We start from the raw sequence: 25,417 nt of genomic DNA, 5'->3' as shown, positions 1-25,417 counted from the left end.
CACATTTGTTTTTGAGCTGCGCCCCGGGCCCCCGCGACCTTATGAAGCCGGGCGTCAGGGGCGCAGTTCGTTTCACCCACGTTTTCCGAGAGGGCTGAACCGCTCCCATGGCGAAGATCCTGAAGTTCGACGAGGACGCCCGTCGCGCCCTCGAGCGCGGCGTCAACAAGCTTGCCGACACGGTCAAGGTGACGATCGGCCCCAAGGGCCGCAATGTCGTCATCGACAAGAAGTTCGGCGCACCCACCATCACCAACGACGGTGTCACGATCGCCCGCGAGGTAGAGATCGAGGACCCGTACGAGAACCTCGGCGCGCAGCTGGTGAAGGAGGTGGCGACCAAGACCAACGACATCGCTGGTGACGGCACCACCACCGCCACCGTGCTGGCCCAGGCGCTGGTCCGCGAGGGCCTGAAGAACGTCGCCGCCGGCGCTTCCCCGGCCGCCCTGAAGAAGGGCATCGACGCCGCCGTCGCCGCGGTCTCCGCGGAGCTCCTCGCGACCGCGCGCCCGATCGACGAGAAGTCCGACATCGCCGCCGTCGCCGCGCTGTCCGCCCAGGACCAGCAGGTCGGCGAGCTGATCGCCGAGGCGATGGACAAGGTCGGCAAGGACGGTGTCATCACCGTCGAGGAGTCCAACACCTTCGGTCTGGAGCTGGACTTCACCGAGGGCATGGCCTTCGACAAGGGCTACCTGTCCCCGTACATGGTCTCCGACCAGGAGCGTATGGAGGCCGTCCTCGACGACCCGTACATCCTGATCAACCAGGGCAAGATCTCGTCCATCCAGGACCTGCTGCCGCTGCTGGAGAAGGTCATCCAGTCCAACTCCTCCAAGCCGCTGCTGATCATCGCCGAGGACGTGGAGGGCGAGGCCCTCTCCACCCTCGTCGTGAACAAGATCCGCGGCACCTTCAACGCGGTGGCCGTCAAGGCCCCCGGCTTCGGCGACCGCCGCAAGGCGATGCTGGAGGACATGGCCGTCCTCACCGGCGCCACCGTCATCTCCGAGGAGGTCGGCCTCAAGCTCGACCAGGCCGGTCTGGACGTGCTCGGCTCCGCCCGCCGCGTCACCGTCACCAAGGACGACACCACGATCGTCGACGGTGCCGGTGAGAAGGGCGGCGTCGAGGGCCGCATCGCGCAGATCAAGGCCGAGATCGAGTCCACGGACTCCGACTGGGACCGCGAGAAGCTCCAGGAGCGCCTCGCGAAGCTGGCCGGCGGCGTGTGCGTGATCAAGGTCGGCGCCGCCACCGAGGTGGAGCTGAAGGAGAAGAAGCACCGTCTGGAGGACGCCATCTCCGCGACCCGCGCCGCGGTCGAGGAGGGCATCGTCTCCGGTGGTGGCTCCGCGCTCGTCCACGCCGCCAAGGTCCTCGAGGGCAACCTCGACAAGACCGGCGACGAGGCCACCGGTGTCGCCGTCGTCCGCCGCGCGGTCGTCGAGCCGCTGCGCTGGATCGCCGAGAACGCCGGCCTGGAGGGTTACGTCATCACCTCCAAGGTCGCCGAGCTCGACAAGGGCCAGGGCTTCAACGCCGCCACCGGCGAGTACGGCGACCTGGTCAAGGCCGGCGTCATCGACCCGGTGAAGGTCACCCGCTCCGCCCTGGAGAACGCCGCCTCCATCGCCTCCCTGCTCCTCACGACCGAGACCCTGGTCGTCGAGAAGAAGGAAGAGGAAGAGCCGGCCGCCGCGGGCGGCCACGGCCACTCCCACTGACGCACGTCAGCACCGAGGCCCGGCACCCCAAGGGGTGCCGGGCCTTCGCGTTGCCCTACTTCTCCAGCGCGTCCAGCGCGCCCAACTGCTCCATCAGCCCGAGCCGGTCGTACTGCCACCAGCCCTCGGCGATCTTCCCGTCCGCAGTGCACCGGTGGATGGTCGTCCCGGTCATGGTGACCCGCTTCCCGGTGGACGCGATCCCGAGGAAATCGCCCTTGTGCAGGCCGTTCCAGGTCCACCGGGTGCACACCCGGTCACCCTGGGCCAGCTGGTCCTCGATCGTGAACGAGAAGTCGAAGCCGCCCCGCCACACCTCGACCTCGCGCCGGAAGGCGTCGAGCCCGATGACGTCCTGCGGGTTGCTGGGATCGTGGTCGTGATAGTCCTCGATGAGCACGTCGTTGAACGTGGGCGCATCGCCCTTCCCGGCCAGCATGTCGAAGAACCGCCGCGCGGTGGCCGCGTACAACTGCTCGTCGCGCACCACGTCCAGATCCGTGAACGTCGGCATCTCGTCGCAGAGGGCGACCATCTCCCGGAAGATCTTGTCGGTCTCCGGGAGGTTCGAGTTCCGCATCGCCTCCTCGTACGACGGGAACTCCACGATCTCGATGAAGTGCGACGCGTCGGACCGGTCCTTGCCGATCACACTGTGCGTCGCGGTCCGCTTCCCCTTGGTCTGCTCGACCCAGGTGTCCATCAGCCGGTTCATCTCGTCGAACCGGCTCGTCTTGCAGTCGATGAGCTGTACGAACGTCATGGCGTCGCCTCCGTCCCCCGAGGGTCCGGTCGAACAGCTCCATTCTCCTCCTGACCGCTCCGTCTGTCGGCCTACTGCGGCCCGTACTTGCGCCCCGTCTTCGAGGTGATCCCGCCGAGCATCCCGCGCGGCACCACCTTGGCCATGCCCATCAGCACCTTGTACCGGGGATCGGGAATCGACAGCGTCTTGCCGCGCGCCAGGTCGGCAAGGGCCGCCGCGACCAGCTTGTCGGGGTCCAGCCACATCCAGCCGGGGATGTTGTCCGTGCCCATTCCGGCCCGCTCGTGGAACTCCGTACGGACGAAACCGGGGGCCAGCGCCATCAGCCGTACGCCGCTGCCCGCCAGATCGCGCGCCGCGCCCTGCGTGAACTGCACGACCCACGCCTTGGACGCGCCGTATGTACCGCGCGGCACGAAGGCGGCGACCGAGGCGACGTTGATGACCCCGCCCCGCCCGCGCTCCCGCATCGCCTCCACCGCGGCGGACGTCAGCCGCAGCACCGCCTCGCAGTGCACCTTGAGCATCTTCAGCTCGTCGGCCATGGATACGTCGAGATAGCGGCCCTTGTTGCCGAAGCCCGCGTTGTTGATCAGCAGGTCGACGGGGTTCTTGCGGTCTGCGAGGCGGGCGGCCACCGCGTCGATGCCGGTGTCCTCGGCGAGGTCGGCCGACAGCACCTCCGCCTCGATGCCGTGCCGGTCGTGCAGTTCGGTCGCCTGCTCCGCGAGCCGCTTGGTGTCCCGCGCGACCAGGACGAGGTTGTGCCCGTCGGCCGCCAGCCGCCGCGCAAACGCGGCGCCGATGCCCGCGGTGGATCCGGTGATGAGAGCCGTTGTCATGGCGCAAGGTTAAACACCCGGAGGGCCCGCGTCCGCTCCCTGCACAGGCCCTCCCGGTAGGTGAAGCCCAGGCGAAGGACGAGGTGGTGAGAGTGCGTCAGGCCGATGGGCGCGACGTGGTGCGGGAGGGGATCAGACGCCGAGCGGTCCGGCGCGGGTGCCGTCCCCGGCCCGCGGATCCCGGTGTGCCGGCCCCGCACCACTCGACGGGACGCCGTCGCGCGTCAGGCCCCCTGCTTCTCCATGTACTCCCGTGCCTTCGCCAGCGCCTCCGGGTGCAGTGCCTCGCCGGCCGCGAGCAGTCGGGGCAGCAGGGAACGCTCGGTGGTCACCGCACGGAACTGCAGCGCGACGGTCACCTCGTGATCGGGCCGGTGCACGATCTCGACCGGATCGCCCGCGCGGATCTCGCCGGGCTCGATCACCCGCAGATACGCGCCGGGCGCCCCCTTCGCCGTGAAGCGCTTCACCCACCGCTCTTCACCCACATGGGCCTGGAAGGTGCTGCACGGAATCCGGCCGCTGGTGACCTCCAGCACCACGGACCCGATGCGCCAGCGCTCGCCGATCCGCGCCCCGGAGACATCCAGACCGGTTGTCGTGAGGTTCTCACCGAACACGCCGTTCGCCAGCGGTCGTCCCAACTCCCGTTCCCAGTCGTCGAGATCCTCGCGCGCGACCGCGTACACGGCCTGGTCGTCGCCGCCGTGATGCCGTGTGTGGCACACCGCGTCCCCGGCCACCCCGCTCGCCCCGACCCCCTTGGGCCCGGGCGCCGCCACCCGCACCGGCCCGTCCACCGGCCGCTTGTCGATGCCGGTCACCCCGTCCGGCTGGTCCGTGTACGGCACGGACTTCGGACGGCCCAGATTGACAGACAGAAGCTTCATGGACGGCACGCTAGGCGACCAGCACCCAAAGTGTCGACGGGGTATTCGGCGTCGCACCCAAGGAGCGCTTATGCTCAAAGGGTGATCGAGGCCCGTCATCTCCGTGTTCTGCGCGCCGTGGCCACCACCGGTTCCTTCTCCGCGGCGGGCCGTGAACTGGGCTGCACCCAGCCCGCCGTCAGCCAGCAGATGAAGGCCCTGGAGGCATCGGTCGGCACCCCTCTGCTGATCCGCACCGGCCGCGAGATGCGGCTGACCCAGGCCGGCGAGGCCCTCGTCCGGCACGCCTCCGGCATCCTCGCCGGGCTCACCGCCGCCGAGGAGGAGGTCGCCGCGATCGCGGGCCTGCGCGCGGGCCGCGTCCGCCTGGTCTCCTTCCCCAGCGGCAGCTCCACCCTCGTCCCCACCGCCCTCGCCGCCCTGCGTGCCGCCCACCCCGGCACCCGCGTCTCCCTGGAGGAGGCCGAACCGCCGCGCTCCGTCGAGATGCTGCGCGAGGGCGACTGCGACGTGGCCCTCGCCTTCCGCTACGAGGGAGCGGCGGGCGCCGAGGAGTGGGACGACCTCGTCGTACGACCGCTGCTGCGCGACCGGCTCGTCGCGCTGGTCCCGGAACGCCACCGGCTCGGGCGGGCGGACTCCGTCGCCATCGGCGAACTCGCCGCCGAGCCCTGGATCGCGGGCTGCCCGCGCTGCCGCGGCCAGTTGGTCGAGGTCTGCGAAGGCGCGGGCTTCACTCCCCGCATCGACTTCGCGACCGACGACTACCCGGCGGTCGTCGGCCTGGTGGCCGCGGGCCTGGGCGTCGCCGTCCTGCCCCAGCTGGCCATCGAGTCCGTACGGCCACGGGGTGCGCGCACGGTGACGCTGGAACCGGCGGTCCGGCGGGAGATCGTCGCGCTCACGCTGCCCGACCTGGCGCAGGTGCCTGCCGTGGCCGCGACGCTGGAGCAGCTGGCGCGGGCGGCCACAAGGTCCACAAGGTAGGGGCACGCGAGCGCGTGCCCCATGTGCGGTCTGTGCCTGTGCAGAAGTTGTGCAGAAACGTTCCTTCGGGTGTGGTCAGTTGCTCGACGAGGCATGTTCGCCGGCCGGCGATGCCGACACCAGCCGATTGCGCGCCCGCCCCATGAGCTCTTCGCGCTCGTCCTCGGTCAGGCCGCCCCAGACGCCGTACGGCTCGCGCACCGCCAGCGCGTGCGCCGCGCACTGCGCGCGGACCGGGCACCTCATGCAGACCTCCTTGGCCGAGTTCTCACGAGCACTCCGCGCCGCACCGCGCTCGCCCTCCGGATGAAAGAAGAGCGAGCTGTCCACCCCGCGACAGGCAGCCAGCAGCTGCCAGTCCCACAGGTCCGCGTTCGGTCCGGGAAGGCGGGAGAAATCTGCCATTACGTGACCCCTTGTAGCCGTTCTGGGCGGATACGGTGTCCACGACCGTACATCTACGATCTAAGGAGATGAAAATATGACTCATTGCGAATCTAGCCTCAGAATCTGCTTGATGGGAAGAAATAGGGCTAAATGGGGCATGGTTGTGATGAAACGTTGAGGGTCTACTGCGCCTGTCTGCACCGTGTCCGCCCCCTCACGTAGAGTGCCGAAGACGGCGCACGGCCCCGTAACTCTTTCGAGTGACCGTCGTTGAGAGTGCGGAGGCGGTTGAACCAACAAGCGCTCGGGCAGGCGTCCGAGGCGGTCGACCGCACAGGTGACGATTTCGTACCAGCCTGGAGGCTCAAGGTGACGTGCATCAGCTGCGGAGGACGGCCATGACATCCGTCCTCGTCTGCGACGACTCCCCGCTTGCCCGAGAGGCGCTCCGCCGCGCGGTCGCGACCGTGCCCGGCGTCGAGCGCGTGACGACCGCGGCCAACGGCGAGGAAGTCCTCCGCCGCTGGGGCGCCGATCGCTCGGACCTGATTCTGATGGACGTACGCATGCCCGGTCTGGGCGGCGTCGAGACGGTCCGGCGGCTGCTGTCCGCCGACCCCGGTGCGCGCATCATCATGCTCACCGTCGCCGAGGACCTGGACGGCGTGGCCCTCGCGGTCGCCGCCGGCGCCCGTGGGTATCTCCACAAGGACGCCTCCCGCGCCGAACTGCGCGCGACGGTCACGCAGGCGCTCGCCGACCCGACCTGGCGGCTGGCTCCCCGCCGCCTGCGCTCGGCCGAGATGGGTGCGGCGCCGACGCTCACGGCGCGTGAGATCCAGGTGCTCGAGGGTATGAGCCATGGTCGTTCCAACGCGGAGATCGGGCGCGAGCTTTTTCTCTCCGAGGACACGGTCAAGACGCATGCTCGGCGGTTGTTCAAGAAGCTCGGTGCGTCGGACCGGGCGCATGCGGTGGCGCTCGGCTTCCGATGGGGTCTGGTTCGTTAAGGAACTCGGTCGTACAGCCTGTTGCTTTGGTGCGGGCAGTTCGTGGCTGGTCGCGCCCGCGCGACGGTAGTCGCATATGGATGCAGCCCCGCGCCCCTTCGGGGGCGCGGCTGCGAGGCCTGTCAAGTGGTCCTGTCGGTGGCCGCTGCTTGTTTCGCCGGCGGATGCCGCATCCTTGGAGGTGTGGAGTCTCTCGGGGACGAGTCGGTCGAGCGGAAGGGGAGGGCGCAGGGGATGAGTTCCGGCGCACCTGCTCATAACGCTTCGGTGCACAACAACGGACGCGGTGCCACGGACCGGACGGCCGCAGGGCACCATGGACCGATGCGCGATGACGAGGCATCCCGTGCCCAAGGGGCGATCGGAGCGCTCGTTCATCGCGCCGTCGACGGGGACGAGCAGGCGACGCATGACCTGCTCGCCCATGTTCACCCCCTGGCACTGCGCTACTGCCGCACCCGTCTGTCCCGGCTTCCGGGCGACGCGCGGCACTTTGTGGAGGACCTGGCCCAGGAGGTCTGCGTCGCCGTCCTCCTCGCCCTCCCGCGCTACAAGGACACCGGCCGCCCCTTCGAGGCCTTCGTCTTCGCCATCGCCGCGCACAAGGTCGCGGACCTGCAGCGGGCGGCGATGCGGCACCCGGGGTCGACGGCGGTCCCGTCGGACGAGATGCCGGAGCGGCCCGACGACTCACTGGGCCCCGAAGAGCGCGCGCTGCTGAGCAGCGACGCCGAATGGGCCAAGAAACTGCTGGCCAACCTCCCGGAGAACCAGCGCGAGCTGCTGCTGCTGCGCATCGCCGTAGGCTTGACGGCGGAGGAGACGGGTCAGATGTTGGGAATGTCACCCGGTGCGGTCCGAGTGGCGCAGCACCGGGCGCTGAGCCGACTCAGGGCACTGGCAGAGCAGTAACCCCTTTGCCGTAAGCGCCTTCCTTGAACAGGCCGCTCGCGACTTCCGTACGAACATACGAAGCCGGTGGTCACCCAGAACCGTGGAATTTGAGAGCCATGCTTCCCGTTAGCATGGACATCCGCACCGATCAAGGCCATTTGGGGAAGGTGTCATGACTGCGAACGTCGACGGAGTGCCCGGTAAATTCGCGACACTCGGGCTGACCTACGACGACGTGCTGCTGCTGCCGGGCGCATCCGAGGTGCTGCCGGGCGCGGTCGACACCTCGTCCCGCATCTCCCGCAACGTCCGGGTCAACATCCCGCTGCTCTCGGCGGCGATGGACAAGGTGACCGAGTCCCGCATGGCGATCGCGATGGCCCGGCTGGGCGGCGTCGGCGTGCTGCACCGCAACCTCTCCGTCGAGGACCAGGTCAACCAGGTCGACCTGGTCAAGCGGTCCGAGTCCGGCATGGTCACCGACCCCATCACGGTGCACCCGGAGGCGACGCTCGCCGAGGCGGACGCCCTGTGCGCCAAGTTCCGCATCAGCGGTGTGCCCGTCACCGACCCGGCCGGCAAGCTGCTCGGCATCGTCACCAACCGCGACATGGCCTTCGAGACCGACCGCGGCCGTCAGGTGCGCGAGGTCATGACGCCGATGCCGCTGGTCACCGGCAAGGTCGGCATCTCCGGCGTGGACGCCATGGAGCTGCTGCGCCGACACAAGATCGAGAAGCTTCCGCTGGTCGACGACGCGGGTGTGCTCAAGGGCCTCATCACGGTCAAGGACTTCGTCAAGGCCGAGAAGTACCCGAACGCGGCCAAGGACGGCGAGGGCCGGCTGCTCGTCGGTGCCGCCGTGGGCGCCAGCCCCGAGGCCCTGGAGCGCGCCCAGGCGCTCGCCGAGGCCGGGGTGGACTTCCTGGTCGTCGACACCTCGCACGGCCACAACAGCAACGCCCTCAGCTGGATGTCGAAGATCAAGTCGAGCGTGTCCGTCGATGTGATCGGCGGCAATGTCGCCACCCGTGACGGCGCACAGGCGCTGATCGACGCCGGCGTCGACGGCATCAAGGTGGGCGTGGGCCCCGGTTCGATCTGCACCACGCGCGTGGTCGCCGGCATCGGCGTCCCGCAGGTCACCGCCATCTACGAGGCCTCCCTCGCCGCCCGCCCGGGGGGTATCCCGCTGATCGGCGACGGCGGCCTGCAGTACTCCGGCGACATCGGCAAGGCGCTCGCCGCCGGCGCCGACACCGTGATGCTGGGCAGCCTGCTCGCGGGGTGCGAGGAGTCGCCCGGTGAGCTGCAGTTCATCAACGGCAAGCAGTTCAAGTCGTACCGCGGTATGGGCTCGCTCGGTGCCATGCAGTCCCGGGGCCAGGGCAAGTCGTACTCGAAGGACCGCTACTTCCAGGCCGAGGTCTCGGCCGACGACAAGCTGGTGCCTGAGGGCATCGAGGGTCAGGTGCCCTTCCGCGGCCCTCTGTCCAGCGTCCTGCACCAGCTCGTCGGCGGCCTGCGCCAGACCATGGGCTATGTGGGCGCCGCCACCATCGAGGAGATGGAGGCCAAGGGCCGCTTCGTGCGGATCACCTCCGCGGGCCTCAAGGAGAGCCACCCGCACGACATCCAGATGACGGTCGAGGCGCCGAACTACAGCCGCAGCAAGTGACGCGCACGCGCGCGTGAAGCGTGTCCGAGGGCGGTCCCGGAGCATCCGGGGCCGCCCTTGTCGTACCCGTCGGCGATACTGGAAGACGCTGAAACGCATCAGGGAAAGGCCACACACGTGACTGAGATCGAGATCGGGCGCGGCAAGCGCGGCCGCAGGGCGTACGCCTTCGACGACATCGCCGTCGTCCCCAGCCGTCGTACGCGCGACCCGAAGGAGGTCTCGATCACCTGGCAGATCGACGCCTACCGTTTCGAGCTGCCCTTCCTGGCCGCCCCCATGGACTCGGTCGTCTCCCCGGCCACCGCGATCCGCATCGGCGAGCTCGGCGGCCTCGGCGTACTGAACCTCGAAGGCCTGTGGACGCGGTACGACGACCCGCAACCGCTGCTCGACGAGATCGTCGGCCTGCCCGTCGAGGCGGCCACCCGACGCCTCCAGGAGATCTACGCCGCGCCGATCAAGGAGGAGCTGATCGGCCGCCGCCTCAAGGAGGTGCGCGACTCCGGCGTGGTCACCGCCGCCGCCCTCTCCCCGCAGCGCACGGCCCAGTTCTCCAAGGCCGTCGTGGACGCGGGTGTGGACATCTTCGTCATCCGCGGTACGACCGTCTCCGCGGAGCACGTCTCCGGTTCGCACGAGCCGCTCAACCTGAAGCAGTTCATCTACGAACTCGACGTCCCGGTGATCGTCGGCGGCTGCGCCACGTACACCGCGGCCCTGCACCTGATGCGTACGGGTGCGGCGGGCGTCCTCGTCGGTTTCGGCGGTGGCGCGGCGCACACCACGCGCAATGTGCTGGGCATCCAGGTGCCCATGGCGACGGCTGTCGCGGATGTGGCGGCGGCGCGTCGTGACTACATGGACGAGTCCGGTGGGCGGTATGTGCACGTCATCGCGGACGGTGGTGTCGGCTGGTCCGGCGACCTGCCGAAGGCGATCGCGTGTGGTGCGGACGCGGTGATGATGGGCTCGCCGCTCGCGCGTGCCACGGATGCGCCCGGCAAGGGGCACCACTGGGGCATGGAGGCGGTCAACGAGGAACTGCCGCGCGGGAAGAAGGTCGACCTGGGGACGGTGGGCACGGTCGAGGAGGTGCTGACGGGTCCGTCGCACACTCCCGACGGTTCCATGAACTTCTTCGGTGCGCTGCGGCGGGCGATGGCCACGACCGGGTACAGCGAGCTGAAGGAGTTCCAGCGGGTTGAGGTCACGGTGGCTGACTCGCAGCACAAGCGGTAGCCCGTAGGTCTGCGTCTGGGTCTACGTCAGGGAAGGGCCGGTCACTCCGGGAGGGGTGACCGGCCCTTTTGCGTGCCCAACTGCGCCTGGATGGGGGCGCGTTGTGCGGGAGGGGGCGCGTGGTTGCGTTTGGGGCGAATGTGGGCCGAATGGGCGTGGGGAGTCGGTAGTGTCCTTGATCGGCGACCCGGTTCTCTGGGCGCCCCCTTCCAAGGAGCAGGTCCGGACCCGTTGACCCGGGGGCCCGGCCCCGAGCCAATGGACCGTCCACCGGGCAAATGGGCGGCGTCATGGAAGGGGGCGCACCCATGGGTCGTCACCGCAAGCCCACCCGTTGGGACCACATCCGGCTTCGGCTGGTGAAGTTCCGGAGGAGGTGTGTCTTGTGGTATTTCGGAAAGTGAGCGGCCGCCCCCACGAGAACTAGGGGCGGACACCCGATCACTTTCAGGAGCCCATCGCAGTGCCCTCTGCGGTGGGCTCCACCCTTGCGGTGGCGGCTGCCCCTAAGAGAGGTAGGGGCGGACACTCCGTTCAGCGGCTTCCACGGTACCGGCGCAGAATGCCCCACGCCACCAACCCGGAGGCTCACGCACCCCACGCGCCCCCCTTCACAACCGATGCGCCGCCCCCGTAGGCGTAGCCCCCCGCGTATCCAGCAGCAACTGAGCCTTAACCGACAGCCCCTGCAGGTCATACGTCCGATGCTGCTGGAGCAGGATCGTCAGGTCGGCCTCTGCCGCGGCCTCGTACAGGGAGTCCGCGCGCGGGACCGGGCGGTCGAGGATGTTCCAGGACGGGATGTACGGGTCGTGGTAGCTGATGGAGGCGCCGAGTTCCATCAGGCGGATGGCGATCTCCTGGGCGGGGGTGGACTGTTGGTCGGCGAGGTCGGGCTTGTAGGTGACGCCGAGGAGGAGGACGCGGGCGCCGCGGGCCGACATGCCGTGCTCGTTGAGGAGCTTGGCGGCGCGCTGGATGACGTAGCGGGGCATCTGGTTGTTGACCTGCTGGGCGAGTTCGACCATGCGGAGGGTGCGGCCCGCGCGGCCGGTCAGGTCCTGGGGGACGGAGTGGCCGCCGACGCCGGGGCCGGGGCGGAAGGTCTGGAAGCCGAAGGGCTTGGTCTCCGCGCAGCGGATGACGTCCCAGAGGTCGACGCCCAAGTCGTGGCAGAGGACGGCCATTTCATTGACGAGGGCGATGTTGACGTGCCGGAAGTTGGTCTCCAGGAGCTGCACGGTTTCGGCTTCGCGGGGGCCACGCGCGCGTACCACCTTGTCGGTGAGGCGGCCGTAGAAGGCGGCGGCCGACTCGGTGCAGGCGGGGGTGAGGCCGCCGATCACCTTGGGGGTGTTGGCCGGGGTGAAGTCGCGGTTGCCGGGGTCGACGCGGCTGGGGGAGTAGGCGAGGTGGAAGTCGCGGCCCGCGCGCAGTCCTGAGCCCTCTTCCAAGAGCGGGCGGAGGAACTCCTCGGTGGTGCCTGGGTGTACGGGGGATTCGAGGATCACCGTGGTGTGCGGACGCAGCCGCTCGGCCAGGGTGCGCGCGGCGGCCTCCACCTGGCCGAGGTCGAGGCCGCCGTCCGCGCCCCGGGGGGTCGGGGCGCAGATGACGGCGGTGCGCACCCGGCCCAGCTCCGCCGGGTTGGTGGTCGGCCGGAAGCCCCCCGAGAGCATCCGGCGCAGTTCGGCGGGGCTGAGGGAGCCGGGCTCGGGCCCCGTCTTGTACCCGATCGTGGCGACGCCGGCGGCGACGGCGGCCTGGGCCAGGGGCAGGCCGTACGGGCCGAGACCGATGACGGCGAGATCTGCGGGCATGGCGTGGGCCGTCCTTCCCAGTAGCCGAAGCGGGACAGGTGCGCAAGTCGTGTGGACAGCGTGAGCGAGCGCAATGTGAGACTAGGAGTAAATATGACCGATATACGGCATTGATTTTCCTGTGTCTTTTTGTGTCTTCTGGCAGGTCGGTGAAAGTTGTCCACAGGTCGGCGGGCGGGCGGTGGCTGAAGTCGGGCAAGACGGTCAGAATTTGGGCATGGGGGAGACGGACGGGGTTCACCCGACGGGTGGGGCCGGCGACCGACAGCGGGAGGCAGTGGTGAGGACAGCGACACTGGGGCCGGCGCAGCGTGCCGAGTCCCTGGCAGCAATGGCCGAGCACGAGCTGGACCTGCTGGTGGTGGGCGGCGGCGTCGTCGGCGCCGGCACGGCCCTGGACGCGGTGACACGCGGCCTGTCCACGGGGCTGGTCGAGGCGCGTGACTGGGCGTCGGGCACATCGAGCAGGTCCAGCAAGCTGATCCATGGCGGCCTGCGCTATCTGGAGATGCTCGACTTCGCGCTCGTCCGGGAGGCGCTGAAGGAGCGCGGGCTGCTGCTGGAGCGGCTGGCCCCGCATCTCGTGAAGCCGGTGCCGTTCCTGTATCCGCTGCAACACAAGGGCTGGGAGCGCCTGTACGCCGGCTCGGGCGTCGCGCTCTACGACGCCATGTCGATGGCCCGCGGCCACGGCCGGGGACTGCCCGTGCACCGCCACCTGAGCCGCCGTCACGCCCTGCGCGTCGCGCCCGCCCTGAAGGCGGAGGCACTGGTCGGCGCGTTGCAGTACTACGACGCGCAGATGGACGACGCCCGCTTCGTGGCGACCCTGGTGCGCACCGCCGCGGCGTACGGGGCAAAGACCGCCAACCGCGCGCGCGTGACCGGCTTCCTGCGCGAGGGCGAACGAGTCGTCGGGGCCCGGGTGCAGGACGTGGAGGCGGGCGGGGAGTACGAGATCCGCGCCAAGCAGATCGTCAACGCCACGGGCGTGTGGACCGACGACACACAGGCGCTGGTGGGGGAGCGGGGGCAGTTCCACGTCCGCGCGTCCAAGGGCATCCACCTGGTCGTGCCCAAGGACCGCATCCACTCGTCGACCGGTCTGATCCTGCGCACCGAGAAGTCCGTACTGTTCGTCATCCCGTGGGGCCGCCACTGGATCATCGGCACCACCGACACCGACTGGGACCTCGACAAGGCCCACCCGGCCGCCTCCAGCGCCGACATCGACTATCTGCTGGAGCATGTGAACTCCGTGCTCGCGGTGCCGCTCACGCGCGACGACGTCGAGGGTGTGTACGCGGGGCTGCGCCCGCTGCTGGCCGGCGAGTCGGACGCCACGAGCAAGCTGTCCCGCGAGCACACCGTCGCGCACCCGGTGCCGGGGCTGGTGGTCGTCGCGGGCGGCAAGTACACGACGTACCGCGTGATGGCCAAGGACGCGGTGGACGAGGCGGTGCACGGCCTCGACATGCGGGTCGCCGAGTGCGTCACCGAGGACGTCCCGCTGGTCGGCGCCGAGGGCTACCGGGCGCTGTGGAACGCGCGCGCACGGATCGCCGCCCGCTCGGGGCTCCATGTGGTGCGCGTCGAGCACCTGTTGAACCGGTACGGGGTGATGGCGGAAGAAGTCCTCGATCTCATCGGCACCGATGCGTCGCTGGGCGAGCCCCTGCAGGCCGCCGACGACTATCTGCGCGCCGAGGTCGTGTACGCCGCCTCGCACGAGGGCGCACGGCACCTGGACGACGTACTGACCCGGCGTACCCGTATCTCCATCGAGACCTTCGACCGCGGGACGCGCAGTGCCCGCGAGGCCGCCGAGCTGATGGCGCCCGTCCTCGGCTGGGACAAGGACCACATCGAGCGGGAGATCGAGCACTACGAGAAGCGGGTGCAGGCGGAGCGGGAGTCGCAGCGCCAGCCCGACGACCTGACGGCCGATGCGGCGAGGCTGGGGGCGCCGGACATCGTGCCGTTGTAGTGCCCGCGGCTCCCGCAGTCCCTTGTGTCCGGCGCCAGGGGCACCCTGGGCGTCGGGCACTTGCCGAGTAAGAGACAATGGAGGCTCTGTCAGGGCGGGTTGCATGAGGGGACGCATGTCGGAGGCGGAGCGGGCGGGGACATCCCGTCAGGACAAGAGCGCACGTCTCCTCGCCGGGCGGTACCGGCTGGGAGATGTGCTCGGCCGCGGCGGCATGGGCACGGTCTGGCGTGCCGAGGACGAAACCCTGGGCCGGACGGTCGCCGTCAAGGAGCTCAGGTTTCCGTCCAACATCGACGACGACGAGAAACGACGGCTCATCACGCGCACCTTGCGTGAGGCCAAGGCGATCGCGCGGATCCGCAACAACAGCGCGGTGACGGTCTTCGACGTGGTCGAAGAGGACGACCGGCCGTGGATCGTGATGGAACTCGTCGAGGGCAAGTCGCTCGCCGAGGTCATCCGGGAGGACGGCCTGCTGGAGCCCCGGCGCGCGGCCGAAGTGGGCCTCGCGGTCCTCGACGTGCTGCGCTCGGCTCACCGCGAGGGCATCCTGCACCGCGATGTGAAGCCGTCGAACGTCCTGCTGGAGTCCGACACCGACCGCGTCGTGCTCACCGACTTCGGTATCGCGCAGGTCGAGGGCGACCCGTCCATCACATCGACCGGCATGCTCGTCGGCGCGCCCTCCTACATCTCCCCGGAGCGGGCCCGCGGGCACAAGCCGGGACCGGCGGCCGACCTGTGGTCGCTCGGCGGGCTGCTGTACGCGTCGGTCGAGGGCGCCCCGCCGTACGACAAGGGGTCCGCGATCGCGACCCTCACCGCGGTGATGACCGAGCCGCTGGAGGAGCCGAAGAACGCGGGACCGCTCAAGGACGTCATCTACGGCCTGCTCACCAAGGACCCGGCCCAGCGGCTGGACGACGCCGGTGCGCGCGCCATGCTCAACGCGGTGATCCACGCGCCCGAGCCGAAGGAGGCCGAGCCGGAGCCGCCGGCGGACGCGACGAAGGTCGTACCGCTGCCGGGACAGCCGGACGAGCCGAAGGACAAGGCGGACAAGGCGAGTTCCGCGGGCGCGGAGGCGGGTGAGCGGCTGCGGGGTGCGCTGCGTTCCATGCGGAAGGCCGCCGCGTCGGCCGGGGCGGCTACGGCGTCGGCCGCGGCCACCGCTCGCGCCAAGTCCGGGGGCGATACGGCGGTTTCGGGATCCGAGGGTGTGGCCGAGACCGTGTCCGGGAAGTCGGGTGCGGCGTCGGAGTCGGCGTCTGCGTCGACCTCGGGTGAGGCATCCGGATCATCCGGAGTGTCCGGACCATCCGGATCGTCGTCCGGGGATCGTGGCTCACAGGGGACGAACGAGGCTTCGGGCGGGCGGAGTTCGGGCTGGCCCGTCATGCCGCCGCCGGACCTGCCGCCGCGGCCCGTGCCCCGGGCGCCGCTCACCGATGTGGTGCCGAAGCGGACGCTGGTGATCATCGCGGTGGTCGTGGTGCTCGCGGTGCTCGGCACGGTGCTGGCGTTCATGTTCGGTGGAGACGAAGACGGTTCGAAGGACTCGGCGAGCGGCGGCGGCAAGGCCCCGGCCTCGGCGAGTGCGAGCGCCTCGACCAAGGAGGACGAGGGCGGGGGCACGCGTACGGACGATACGGCGACGGAGTCCGCCGGGACGGGGTCGGCGGCAGGTGCGACGTCCGGTTCGGGGTCCGGAAGTAAGCCGAGTGCGAGTGCCAGTGCGTCCGGTGGCAGTGGTGCCGAGGTCGGCGGGGTGGCCGGGGTGGCGTCGACGCACCAGGGCGGCACCTACGCGATCGGGCTGCCCAAGGGGTGGAAGTTCCAGACCACGGGGGCTTCGGGCGACCGGTTCACCGGGCCCGACGGGCAGAAGCTGCTGGTCGCCTGGACGTCCACGCCCAAGGGCGACCCGGTGGCGGACTGGAAGAGCCAGGAGCGGTACATGACGCGCTCCCAGTACAAGAGGATCCGAATAGAGGCGGTGGGCTACCGCGGCTGGAACGCGGCCGACTGGGAGTTCACCTATGTGGAGAGCGGGACGAAGTACCGGGCCATCGACCGGGGGTTCGTCGTCGACGACGACCAGGGCTATGCGCTGATGTACACCGCGAAAGCCGCGAACTGGGGCAGCGAGCTACGCAGGGACACCTGGCAGACGCTGACGAAGAGTTTCGAACCCAAGTCGTGACGTGACGGGCCCGGCGTAACGGGGCATGAGATCTGGGCATCACCTCAGTGCGGGTTGCCTCCGGCACGTATCGTGAGTGGTTGCGGACCGTACGCATCCATAACGGGCCGCAAGGCGAACGGATTTGACCAACCGGGCGGCCGGGGGAGGCAACGTGGACGACTATGCGGGTCGGGTACTCGCCGACCGCTACCGCCTGCCGCTGCCGCCGTCCGACGAGTACGAACTCACCGAGACCCGGGCCTTCGACACCTACAGCGGGCAGGAAGTCCTGGTCAGGCAGGTGCCGTTGCCGGAGATCGTCGAGGCCGAGGTGCTCGACGCGGAGGGGCTGCCGGACGGGTTCACGGCACGGTTGCCGGACGGTTTCGCGGCCCGGGACCGTGGGACGAGGGAGCGTGGTGCGCGACGCCCCCCGGTGCGGACGGCCACGCGGCGGCCCACCGATCCGGCCGTGCGGCGTGCCGTGGAGGCCGCGCAGGCCGCGGCCGGAATTCCCGACCACCCCCGGCTCGACCAGGTCTTCGACGTGTTCGCCGAGGGCGGTTCGCTGTGGATCGTCAGCGAGCTGGTGGCCGCACGGCCGTTGGCGGCCCTCCTCGCCGAGAAACCACTGACGCCGTACCGGGCGGCCGAGGTCGCCTCCGACGTCCTGATGGCCCTGCGCGTCCTCCACGCCCACGGCTGGGTCCACCGCAACATCACCGCCCGCACGGTCCTCGTCTGCGACGACGGCCGCGTCATGCTGACCGGCCTCGCGGTCGGCGCCGCGGAGGAGGCGCTGTGCGGGTACGACCCGGTACCGGCTGAGGACGGGGACGGCGACGCGGGCGGGAGCGCGGGCACGGGAGGGGGTGGCGCTCCGGGTTTCGGCGGTGCGGGTGGCCAGGGTCCTTCCGGTGCCGTCGAAGTCGATCCCGAGGCCGCGCGGAGGGCCGCGATCGAGGCTCGGGCGGCCGGGGGATTGCCCGCCGTCGGGGCCGAAGCGGCGAACGGGACGGGCGCGTCGAGCGCGATCGCCCGCAGGGCTCCCGACGCCGGCGATGACATCCGGGCCGCGCGCGCCGGAGCGATCGCCGCGTATCGCGCGGGCGCCCGGGCCGCGGCCCGCGTCCAGGAGGCAGAGCAGAGCAGCCGGGCCGCCCTTCCCGGGGCCCGCCCCTCGCCCGAGGGCACCCCGCACGCACAGACCGACGGCTCGGCACAGCGACCGTATGCCGGCGGCGCCCAGCAGCCGCCGTACGCCCCCGGAAGCGACGCCCCCCACCTCCTGCCCGCGTCCGAAACCGGCGTCGACCCGATGTCGTACTCCTCCGACCACGGCATCGCCGACCCATACGGAGTGGGCGGAGCCTCCTGGCACGGGGCTGCGCCTCGTGGTGTGCAGACCGGGGCCAATGGGCAAGCCGGCCCCGCACCCATGGCCAGTGTCCCCGCCCCCGGAACCGCTCCCCTCCCCGACGCCTCCCAGACCCCGCCCCCCAGCCGCTGGGACGACCTCGTCGCCGGTGCGCCGGTGCGGCGGGGGCCGACGACCGCGCTGGCCGCCGAGCGGGCGCGGCAGGCGCGGATGGCTGTGGTGGGGCCGGTGACGGAGCGCTGGGCGCCGGAGCAGGCGGGGCCGGTGCACGAGAACTGGCAGCTGGCGGCGCCGATCGGGCCGGCCACCGATCTGTGGGCGCTGGGGGCGTTGCTGTTCCGGGCCGTGCAGGGGCATGCGCCGTATCCGGAGGAGTCGACGGCCGAGCTGGTGCAGCTGGTGTGCGCGGAGCCGCCCGCCTTCGCGGAGGAGTGCGGTCCGCTGCGGCCGGTCGTCGAGTCGCTGCTGCGTCAGGACCCCACCGAGCGGCTCGAGTTCGAGGAGTTGCGGGGCTGGCTGCGTTCGCTGGTGCGGTCGGCGCCCGAGCCGGAAGCCGGGGCGCATGTCGTCGCCGCGCCGCCCGTCGACGCGAGCCGGCTGCCGATCGTACGGCGCAAGGGCGAGCTGGTGCGCAGGCGGCGGGCCGGGCTGCCCGCGACACACGGGCGGCACAAGCGGGCGCGGGAGCAGAGTCGTTCGCCGCGGAGTCTCGGCCGTACGTTGCTGCTGCTGGTGTTGCTGGCGATGGCCGCGGCGATCGCGTACGCGATGCTGTTCATGCCGAAGACCGACAGCACCGGCACCGACGACACGGACCGGACCGGGGCCGCCGGTGAAGTGAGCCAGGAACCCGCGCAGTCGCCCGAGGCGAGCAGTGAGCCGCGGCCCGACCAGACCTCGCCGGGCGTGGAGAGCCCCTCGGCGTCGTCCGGTTCCGACGAGACGCAGACCACCGCTCCCGACCTTCCCGACGGCTTCGCGCTGCGCACGGACCAGGAGGGTTTCGCCGTCGCCGTAGCCAACGGCTGGGACCGGACCGGGAAGAACGGGCGTGGCCAGGTCGTCTACTCCAACGGCGACTTCGACCTCATCGTCGTACCGGGACGGGACACCGCGGACGAGTACGGCACCGACCCGATGGCGTATCAGCGGGAGAAAGAGCCCGAGTTGCAGCCGTACCGCGACTCCAGCTGGGCCACCTCCACCGGCCTGAAGACGATTCAGGTGGGCGGACGGACCATGGCCGAGGGGCAGTTCACCTGGACCGGCACCGATGACCGCGAGCTGTTCGTGCGCAACCTCGCGATCCTGATCGACGGGCGCTATCACGTGCTGCAACTGCGTGGCCCGGAAGCCGAGCGGGACGAAGTGACGCGGCTGTACGAACAGGCGGCGGCGACATATCGGTTCACGGGCTGACAGCGCTTCGGTGTTTGGTTGCCTGTCGGCCGCCGAAGCGACAACCGTCACAGTGCTGTCTCCGTGCCACCCCCGCGGTTCCCTGCGGACGGGCCGGTCCTTAGTCTGACCCTGTCAAGACCATTGCGGGGCAACGTGAATCAGATGCAGGGCCTGCTCATCGCGGGCCGCTACCGGCTTGCCGACTCGATCGGCAGCGGCGGCATGGGCCGTGTGTGGCGCGCGCATGACGAGGTGCTGCACCGGGCGGTCGCGATCAAGGAACTGACCGCCGCGCTCTATGTCTCCGAGGCGGACCAGGAGAGACTCCTCGCCCGTACCCGGGCGGAGGCGCGCGCGGCCGCGCGGATCAACCACTCCGCCGTCGTCACGGTGCACGACGTGCTGGAGCACGACGGCCGGCCGTGGATCGTGATGGAGCTGATCGAGGGCCACTCGCTCGCCGACGCGGTGAAGGAGCAGGGCCGGGTCGCGCCGGAGGAGACCGCCCGCATCGGACTGTGGGTGCTGCGCGCGCTGCGTGCCGCGCACTCCGCCGGTGTCCTGCACCGCGATGTGAAGCCCGGCAACGTCCTCCTCTCGCAGGACGGGCGCGTCCTCCTCACCGACTTCGGCATCGCGCAGATCGAGGGCGACAACACGATCACCCGGACCGGAGAGGTCGTCGGCTCGGTCGACTACCTGGCCCCCGAGCGCATCCGCGGCCATGATCCCGGGCCGTCCTCCGACCTGTGGGCGCTGGGCGCCACGCTGTACACGGCGGTGGAGGGGAGGTCGCCGTTCCGCCGCACCTCGCCGCTGACCACCATGCAGGCGGTCGTCGAGGAGGAGCCCGCGCCGCCGCAGCACGCCGGCCCGCTCGGCGACGTCATCACCGCCCTGCTGCACAAGGATCCGGCCGTACGACCCGACGCGGAGGCCGCCGAGCTGATGCTCGCGGAGGCGGCGGAGGGACGGCGCTCCAGCGGGGCGCAGGTATATGTGCCGACCCAACATGGGGCCGTACACCATGAGACCGGCGCCGCGCATGTGCCGCAGAGGCCGGACACCGGGACGCCGTATCCGCCCGTCACCGGGCCGACGACGTTCGCGCCACCGACCGGCATCGGGCCGGTGGCCCCCGCCCGGCCGAAGCGCCGCCGTCTGCGCACGCTCGCGCTGGTCGTCGTGGTCGCCGCGCTGGTCGGTGGCGGTGGCGCCGTGGCGTTCCAGAAGTGGGACGAGGGGCGGCAGACGGACGGCACGTCGGCAGGCCCCACGAAACCAGCTGGGAGCGGCTCCGTGTCCGAAGGTTGGGTGACCGTGAACGACCCGCTGGGCTTCGGTCTCTCCCTCCCCAAGGGCTGGGAGCGGAAGCCCTACAGCGACGAGGGCGACCTCACGCAGATCGACTACACGCCCGACGGCGGCAAGCACTTCGTCCGGATCGCCATCGACACCTCACCGGACTTCGCCGACCCGTACCAGCATCAGCTTGACCTGGAAGAACAGCTCAAGCTCAACGGGTTGGTCGACTACAACCGCGTGACCATGGAGGAGAACACCTACCGCGACCACAAGGGTTCGCTGTGGGAGTACACCTGGACCGCGCTGAAGAAGGATCCTCCGTACGTCGCTGGGCCGCGCCGTGCCATTGAAGAGATGTACATCGCCCGGGACGGCACCGAGTACGTGATCTACATGTCGTCGCCGGCAAAGGACTGGGCGACGGCCGACAAGCAGTTCAAGCGGATGCTGCAGAGCTGGCGGGAGCCGGCCGACACCCCCTGAACTTTCGGCCACCGCCCATGACTTGGCCGATCGGCGCTCCGGAGGGGACCCATCCGGTGCGGCATGATGGGGCGCATGGGGACCCAGAGGGAGCAGGGGGACGGCCGATGGGGCAACCCCCGTCTGATCGCGGGTCGTTACCGGCTCGATGCGCGGCTGGGCCGTGGCGGCATGGGTCTGGTGTGGCGGGCCACCGACCGGCTCCTCCGCCGGCAGGTGGCGGTGAAGGAACTGCTCCTCGACGAGACCCTCTCCGCCGACGAGGTCCGGCAGCAGCGCGACCGCACCCTGCGCGAAGCCCGCGCGGTCGCCCAGCTCAGCCACCCGCACATCATCGTCGTCCATGATGTCGTCGAGCACGACGAACGCCCGTTCATCGTCATGGAGTTGATCGACGGCGGCTCCCTCGCCGAGCGCATCTCCACACAGGGCCCGCTCGATGCCCCCGAGGCCGCCCGGATCGGTATCGCCCTGCTCAGCGCCCTGCGCACCGCGCACGCGGCCGGTGTTCTGCACCGTGACCTCAAGCCCGCGAACGTCCTGCTGGAGCCCGCCACCGGCCGCGTCGTCCTCACCGACTTCGGTATCGCCCGGCTGACGGGCGCCCCCACGCTCACCGAGAGCGGCACCTTCGTCGGCTCGCCCGAGTACACCGCGCCCGAGCGCATGACCGGCGCCCGCACCGGCCCCGAGTCCGACCTGTGGTCGCTGGGCGCGCTGCTGTGCGCGGCCCTGAGCGGTGAATCGCCGTTCCGGCGCGACTCGTTGGGCGGCATCGTGCACGCGGTGATCGACGACGACATCCGTCCGCCCGTCCAGGCCGAGCCGATCCTGCCCGTCGTACGAGGGCTGCTGGACCGCGATCCGGACCAGCGGCTGGACGCCGAGCAAGCCGAGCGGATGCTGCGGGACTTCCTCGACATGGGGCGGCTGCCGCCGCGGGCGGTGCCGTACCGGCGGCGGCGTGTGCTGGTCGGCGCGCTGCTGGTCGCCGCGACGGCGGGGGCGGGGGCGTCGGCGGCGGCGCTGCTCCTGAGTGGCGGGGGTGATACGCCGGGTCCGGAAGTGTCCGTGTCCGCACCCGCTGGTTACCGGGTGGTCGAGGACCCGGCGGGGTTCTCGCTGGCCGTGCCGGAGGGGTTCACGCGTCGCGCTCAGGGGCTGTACGTGTCGAGTGGAGAAACCTTCCGCCTGAGCGTCCGGATCAGCGAAACCGAGCCCGGCGGCCCCCTGGACGCGATGCGGCGAGCGCATGCGAAGGGACCGGACACCCATGCGGGGTACCGCGACGGCCGGGTCATCGCCACCACGCACCACGGACACCCCGCCGCCCGCCGGGAGTTCGCGTGGAATGCGGAAGGCCTGGCGAAGCGCGCGTACGAGCTGTGGTGGCAGGAGGGCGGCCGGTTCTACCAGCTTCAGGTGTCGGCGCCGGTGGGGGAGGCGCGGCAGGGGCGCGCGTATTTCGACGTAGCGCTCGACACGTTCATGCGGCCGTAAACGGGATATACAGACGTAAGCGTGAGATAAGTGACGAGCTGAGTCACGGCTCTGTGACCGGAATGCGTTCCCTGTGGAACCGGGAGCGGTTGCCGCGATATGGATAAACCCATGAGCAGCAACGGGGGAGCCCCTTACGGGTCCGACGAGCCAACGAGTTTTGATCTGCAACCGCCGCGGCCGCCCGCGGCGGTGCCGCACCCCAACAACCCGTATGCGACGCCCGTACAGGTCGCGCCCGCACAGTCCGCGCCCGCGCAGGACCCGGGCGCCGGGCGCCTGATCGCGGGCCGTTACCGGCTGCTGGCCAAGCTCGGGCACGGCGGTATGGGCACGGTGTGGCGGGCCAAGGACGAGACGATGGACCGCGAGGTCGCCGTCAAGGAGCCTCGCGTACCGGATCACCTTCCCGAACGCGAACGTGCCAACGCCTTCGAGCGGATGCGTCGCGAGGCGCGCGCCGCGGCCCGGCTGGACCATCCGGCGGTCGTGATGGTGTACGACGTCGCGGTCGTGGACGGCCGGCCGTGGATCGTGATGGAGCTGGTGCAGGGCCGTTCGCTGGGCGACGCGCTGCAGGAGGGCACGCTCGGGGCCCGGGAAGCGGCGAGAATCGGCCTCGAAGTGCTGGGTGCGCTGGAGGCCGCGCACGCGGCGGGCATCCTGCACCGGGACGTCAAGCCGGACAACGTCCTGCTCGGCCGGCACGACCGCGTCGTCCTCACCGACTTCGGCATCGCGCAGATCGAGGGCGAGACCAACCTCACCGACACCGGCGGCTTCGTCGGCTCGCCGGAGTACATCGCGCCGGAGCGGGTGCTGGGCCAACGCCCCGGCCCGGCAAGCGACTTGTGGTCCCTGGGTGTGGTCCTCTACGCGGCCACGGAGGGCGTCTCGCCGTTCCGCCGCAGCAACACCCCGGCCACCCTCCAGTCCGTCCTCAACGCCACGCCCGCACCGCCCGCGACCGCGCAGGGCCCCCTCGCCGACGCCATCAACGGTCTGCTCCAGAAGGACCCGGCGCGTCGGCCGAACGCAGGCCAGGTGCGTTCGCTGCTGGAACAGACGGCCAATCCGCCGGCGCCGGCCGCCACCACGCAGGTCGTGCGGATCGCCGAGGGCGGCACGGGAGGCGTCCGGCTGGGGCGCAAGGCGTTGCTCGGGATCGGTGCGGCGGTTGTCGCGGGTGCGGTGGCGGCGTATCTGGTGATCGCCGACCCGTTCGCGGGGTCCCTGCCGGACGGCTGGACGGAGCGGGCGCACCCGAAGCTCGGTGTGACACTCCAGGTGCCGGCGACCTACCAGGTCGGCAAGCCGGACGCCGACGACAACGACAAGAACTGGGTCACCTACACCGACTGGAGCGGCAGCATCTGGATCGGCGTGAACCTGGCCAGGAAGTCCGAGGACACCTCCAACGAGATCAAGAACTCCGCCGCGGCCGAGATGTACGCCGACAACGAGGTGTTCAAGGAGCAGGGCAGTTACGACTTCTCCATGCCGGAAGACGCTCGGACCAGCCCGAAGGAGACCACGTACCAGGGCAAGAAGTCGGCTGAGAACACGGTCACGTACACCACGACCGACACCCAGAACCCGCGCCCCCGCGAGCTGAAGCTCTTCTACTACAAGACCTCGGGCGGCGACATGTACAAGGTGACGATCAGTTACCCGGGCAAGGGCGACTTCACCGACCGGGGACGCGAGGTGGCGCGGACGGCGATCGCCAACCTCGACATCGACAAGCTGTGAGCTTCAGCCCGCCTTTCCGCCTTCCCGATGGACGGCCTGATCACGAGGCATCGCGTCGACAAAGAGCCTGCCCGCACGGTAGTCATGGGGCATGAGCAACGACGGGGGCGGGGCAGGCCCCAAGGGCCGGCTGGTCGGTGGGCGCTACCGGCTGGTCGAGCGCATCGGCTCCGGCGGGATGGGCACTGTCTGGCGGGCACACGACGAACTCGTGGACCGCGAAGTCGCCGTCAAGCAGCCCCGGTTGCCGGGCGACCCGGAGGACGCCGGTCACCAGCGCGCCGCCAACCGGCTCTATCGCGAGGCCCGCGCCGCCGCCCGCGTCGATCATCCCTCGGCCGTCTCCATCCATGACGTCGTCGTGGACGACGGACTCCCCTGGATCGTCATGGAGTTGATCCGCGGGGAGTCCCTGCACGAGGTGCTGCAACACGGACCGCTGGAACCCGCCGAGTCCGCCCGGGTCGGCCTCGCCGTCCTCGGCGCGCTGCGCGCCGCGCACGCCGTCGGGATCGTCCACCGCGACGTCAAGCCGGCCAACGTCCTGCTCGGCGCGCATGGCCGCGTCGTCCTCACCGACTTCGGTATCGCCCATGTCCAGGGCGAGGAATCCCTCACCCTCAGCGGCGAGTTCGTCGGCTCCCTCGAATTCATCGCCCCCGAGCGCATGTCCGGCCGCGGCGCCGGTCCCCCCTCCGACCTGTGGTCCCTGGGCGTCCTGCTCTACGCCGCCGTAGAAGGATGGTCTCCCTTCCGTCGTACGACGCTGGAGTCCACCCTCGCCGCGATCCTCTCCACGGACCCGCCCGAGCCCAAACAGGCCGGACCGCTCGGGTCGCTCATCGTGCGACTGCTGGTCAAGGAGCCCGAACAGCGGCCGGACCCGGAGGAGGTCGGCAAGGTCCTGGAAGCGGCGGCCGGGCGTTGGCCGACGGCCGGTCCGACCGGGGCACCCGCGACAGAGGCCCAGGACGCCTCCCAGCTGAGGGAGTTCTCCGACGATCTCGGGACGATACAGCTGGCAGGCGCGGCCCCGGAAGCAGCCGACGGCACGACCGGCCCTGAATCGGAAGCCATACCGGAGCCCGATCAGGAGGAGTCGGGGCCTGATCAGGAGGAGCCGCAGCCTGATCCGGGTAAATCGGAGAACCCCGACCCCGCCCCCGACACGGTCTCC

Annotated in this window: 18 protein-coding genes; 13 read left to right on the top strand and 5 right to left on the bottom strand. The window is 70.4% G+C overall.

Going from position 1 to position 25,417, the window contains the following annotated elements; translation table 11 throughout:
• Nucleotides 1-107: 107 nt before the first annotated feature.
• Complete coding sequence (gene groL, locus ACTWQO_RS19010) at nucleotides 108-1,730, top strand: chaperonin GroEL (RefSeq protein WP_443238538.1); 1,623 nt, start codon at nucleotides 108-110, stop codon at nucleotides 1,728-1,730.
• Between the two features lie 55 nt (nucleotides 1,731-1,785).
• Here the strand turns inward: groL and ACTWQO_RS19005 are convergent, their stop codons facing one another.
• The 3 genes from ACTWQO_RS19005 to ACTWQO_RS18995 form a co-directional block, all read right to left on the bottom strand.
• Nucleotides 1,786-2,493: an ester cyclase gene (locus ACTWQO_RS19005; RefSeq protein ID WP_443238537.1), complete on the bottom strand. Its 708-nt coding sequence runs from the start codon at nucleotides 2,491-2,493 to the stop codon at nucleotides 1,786-1,788.
• A gap of 71 nt (nucleotides 2,494-2,564) precedes the next feature.
• On the bottom strand, nucleotides 2,565-3,338 hold the full coding sequence (locus ACTWQO_RS19000) for an SDR family NAD(P)-dependent oxidoreductase (protein ID WP_443238536.1): 774 nt from the start codon (nucleotides 3,336-3,338) through the stop codon (nucleotides 2,565-2,567).
• Between the two features lie 224 nt (nucleotides 3,339-3,562).
• A complete protein-coding gene (locus tag ACTWQO_RS18995) occupies nucleotides 3,563-4,228 on the bottom strand; it encodes an MOSC domain-containing protein (RefSeq protein WP_443238535.1) in 666 nt (221 codons plus the stop codon).
• An 81-nt stretch (nucleotides 4,229-4,309) separates the two neighbouring features.
• On the opposite strand from ACTWQO_RS18995, the gene ACTWQO_RS18990 reads away from it, so the two are divergent.
• Nucleotides 4,310-5,215: a LysR family transcriptional regulator gene (locus tag ACTWQO_RS18990; protein ID WP_443238534.1), complete on the top strand. Its 906-nt coding sequence runs from the start codon at nucleotides 4,310-4,312 to the stop codon at nucleotides 5,213-5,215.
• Nucleotides 5,216-5,290: 75 nt separating this feature from the next.
• Here ACTWQO_RS18990 and ACTWQO_RS18985 read toward each other — a convergent pair whose 3' ends face one another.
• Nucleotides 5,291-5,620, bottom strand: coding sequence for a WhiB family transcriptional regulator (locus ACTWQO_RS18985; protein WP_443238533.1), 330 nt, complete (start codon nucleotides 5,618-5,620; stop codon nucleotides 5,291-5,293).
• 380 nt (nucleotides 5,621-6,000) lie between these two features.
• Here ACTWQO_RS18985 and ACTWQO_RS18980 point away from each other — a divergent pair, with 380 nt between their 5' ends.
• The 4 genes from ACTWQO_RS18980 to ACTWQO_RS18965 all read left to right on the top strand — a co-directional run bounded on the left by ACTWQO_RS18980 (nucleotide 6,001) and on the right by ACTWQO_RS18965 (nucleotide 10,426).
• Nucleotides 6,001-6,612, top strand: coding sequence for a response regulator transcription factor (locus tag ACTWQO_RS18980; protein WP_003948568.1), 612 nt, complete (start codon nucleotides 6,001-6,003; stop codon nucleotides 6,610-6,612).
• Between the two features lie 324 nt (nucleotides 6,613-6,936).
• A complete protein-coding gene (locus ACTWQO_RS18975) occupies nucleotides 6,937-7,524 on the top strand; it encodes a sigma-70 family RNA polymerase sigma factor (protein ID WP_301983348.1) in 588 nt (195 codons plus the stop codon).
• Between the two features lie 154 nt (nucleotides 7,525-7,678).
• Entirely contained in the window at nucleotides 7,679-9,184 is a 1,506-nt protein-coding gene (gene guaB / locus ACTWQO_RS18970) for an IMP dehydrogenase (protein WP_443238532.1), read from the top strand.
• Nucleotides 9,185-9,301: 117 nt separating this feature from the next.
• A complete protein-coding gene (locus tag ACTWQO_RS18965) occupies nucleotides 9,302-10,426 on the top strand; it encodes a GuaB3 family IMP dehydrogenase-related protein (protein WP_443238531.1) in 1,125 nt (374 codons plus the stop codon).
• Nucleotides 10,427-11,037: 611 nt separating this feature from the next.
• On the opposite strand, the gene ACTWQO_RS18960 is transcribed toward ACTWQO_RS18965, so the two are convergent.
• Nucleotides 11,038-12,246: a nucleotide sugar dehydrogenase gene (locus ACTWQO_RS18960; RefSeq protein ID WP_443238530.1), complete on the bottom strand. Its 1,209-nt coding sequence runs from the start codon at nucleotides 12,244-12,246 to the stop codon at nucleotides 11,038-11,040.
• 280 nt (nucleotides 12,247-12,526) lie between these two features.
• Between ACTWQO_RS18960 and ACTWQO_RS18955 the strand changes: the two genes are divergently transcribed.
• The 7 genes from ACTWQO_RS18955 to ACTWQO_RS18925 all read left to right on the top strand — a co-directional run.
• A complete protein-coding gene (locus ACTWQO_RS18955; protein WP_443238529.1) occupies nucleotides 12,527-14,233 on the top strand; it encodes a glycerol-3-phosphate dehydrogenase/oxidase in 1,707 nt (568 codons plus the stop codon).
• A 115-nt stretch (nucleotides 14,234-14,348) separates the two neighbouring features.
• Nucleotides 14,349-16,439, top strand: coding sequence for a serine/threonine-protein kinase (locus tag ACTWQO_RS18950; protein WP_443238626.1), 2,091 nt, complete (start codon nucleotides 14,349-14,351; stop codon nucleotides 16,437-16,439).
• A 154-nt stretch (nucleotides 16,440-16,593) separates the two neighbouring features.
• The gene (locus ACTWQO_RS18945) at nucleotides 16,594-19,218 is read left to right on the top strand and encodes a protein kinase (protein ID WP_443238528.1); all 2,625 of its coding nucleotides are present in this window, start codon (nucleotides 16,594-16,596) and stop codon (nucleotides 19,216-19,218) included.
• A gap of 144 nt (nucleotides 19,219-19,362) precedes the next feature.
• Nucleotides 19,363-20,988, top strand: coding sequence for a serine/threonine-protein kinase (locus tag ACTWQO_RS18940; RefSeq protein WP_443238527.1), 1,626 nt, complete (start codon nucleotides 19,363-19,365; stop codon nucleotides 20,986-20,988).
• A 75-nt stretch (nucleotides 20,989-21,063) separates the two neighbouring features.
• Entirely contained in the window at nucleotides 21,064-22,488 is a 1,425-nt protein-coding gene (locus ACTWQO_RS18935) for a serine/threonine-protein kinase (protein WP_443238526.1), read from the top strand.
• Nucleotides 22,489-22,599: 111 nt separating this feature from the next.
• Nucleotides 22,600-24,240, top strand: coding sequence for a serine/threonine-protein kinase (locus tag ACTWQO_RS18930; RefSeq protein WP_443238525.1), 1,641 nt, complete (start codon nucleotides 22,600-22,602; stop codon nucleotides 24,238-24,240).
• A gap of 91 nt (nucleotides 24,241-24,331) precedes the next feature.
• Nucleotides 24,332-25,417: protein kinase domain-containing protein (locus ACTWQO_RS18925; protein ID WP_443238524.1), on the top strand; the 1,086-nt coding region annotated here is incomplete at its 3' end.

Origin of the sequence: Streptomyces sp. 4N124, from assembly GCF_052245395.1 — a bacterium.
Classification (GTDB): Bacteria; Actinomycetota; Actinomycetes; order Streptomycetales; family Streptomycetaceae; genus Streptomyces.
The sequence above is the reverse complement of the archived record's forward strand: the minus strand, read 5'-3'. Positions and strand labels throughout refer to the sequence as shown.

Excerpts from the sequence above, each read along its gene's own strand:
- ACTWQO_RS18935 (WP_443238526.1), top strand. The coding sequence starts at position 21,064 with ATGGGGACCCAGAGGGAGCAGGGGGACGGCCGATGGGGCAACCCCCGT.
- ACTWQO_RS18995 (WP_443238535.1), bottom strand. The coding sequence starts at position 4,228 with ATGAAGCTTCTGTCTGTCAATCTGGGCCGTCCGAAGTCCGTGCCGTAC.
- ACTWQO_RS18975 (WP_301983348.1), top strand. The coding sequence starts at position 6,937 with ATGCGCGATGACGAGGCATCCCGTGCCCAAGGGGCGATCGGAGCGCTC.
- ACTWQO_RS18930 (WP_443238525.1), top strand. The coding sequence starts at position 22,600 with ATGAGCAGCAACGGGGGAGCCCCTTACGGGTCCGACGAGCCAACGAGT.
- ACTWQO_RS18980 (WP_003948568.1), top strand. The coding sequence starts at position 6,001 with ATGACATCCGTCCTCGTCTGCGACGACTCCCCGCTTGCCCGAGAGGCG.
- ACTWQO_RS19005 (WP_443238537.1), bottom strand. The coding sequence starts at position 2,493 with ATGACGTTCGTACAGCTCATCGACTGCAAGACGAGCCGGTTCGACGAG.
- ACTWQO_RS18960 (WP_443238530.1), bottom strand. The coding sequence starts at position 12,246 with ATGCCCGCAGATCTCGCCGTCATCGGTCTCGGCCCGTACGGCCTGCCC.
- ACTWQO_RS19000 (WP_443238536.1), bottom strand. The coding sequence starts at position 3,338 with ATGACAACGGCTCTCATCACCGGATCCACCGCGGGCATCGGCGCCGCG.
- ACTWQO_RS18940 (WP_443238527.1), top strand. The coding sequence starts at position 19,363 with ATGCAGGGCCTGCTCATCGCGGGCCGCTACCGGCTTGCCGACTCGATC.
- groL (WP_443238538.1), top strand. The coding sequence starts at position 108 with ATGGCGAAGATCCTGAAGTTCGACGAGGACGCCCGTCGCGCCCTCGAG.
- ACTWQO_RS18950 (WP_443238626.1), top strand. The coding sequence starts at position 14,349 with ATGTCGGAGGCGGAGCGGGCGGGGACATCCCGTCAGGACAAGAGCGCA.
- guaB (WP_443238532.1), top strand. The coding sequence starts at position 7,679 with ATGACTGCGAACGTCGACGGAGTGCCCGGTAAATTCGCGACACTCGGG.
- ACTWQO_RS18985 (WP_443238533.1), bottom strand. The coding sequence starts at position 5,620 with ATGGCAGATTTCTCCCGCCTTCCCGGACCGAACGCGGACCTGTGGGAC.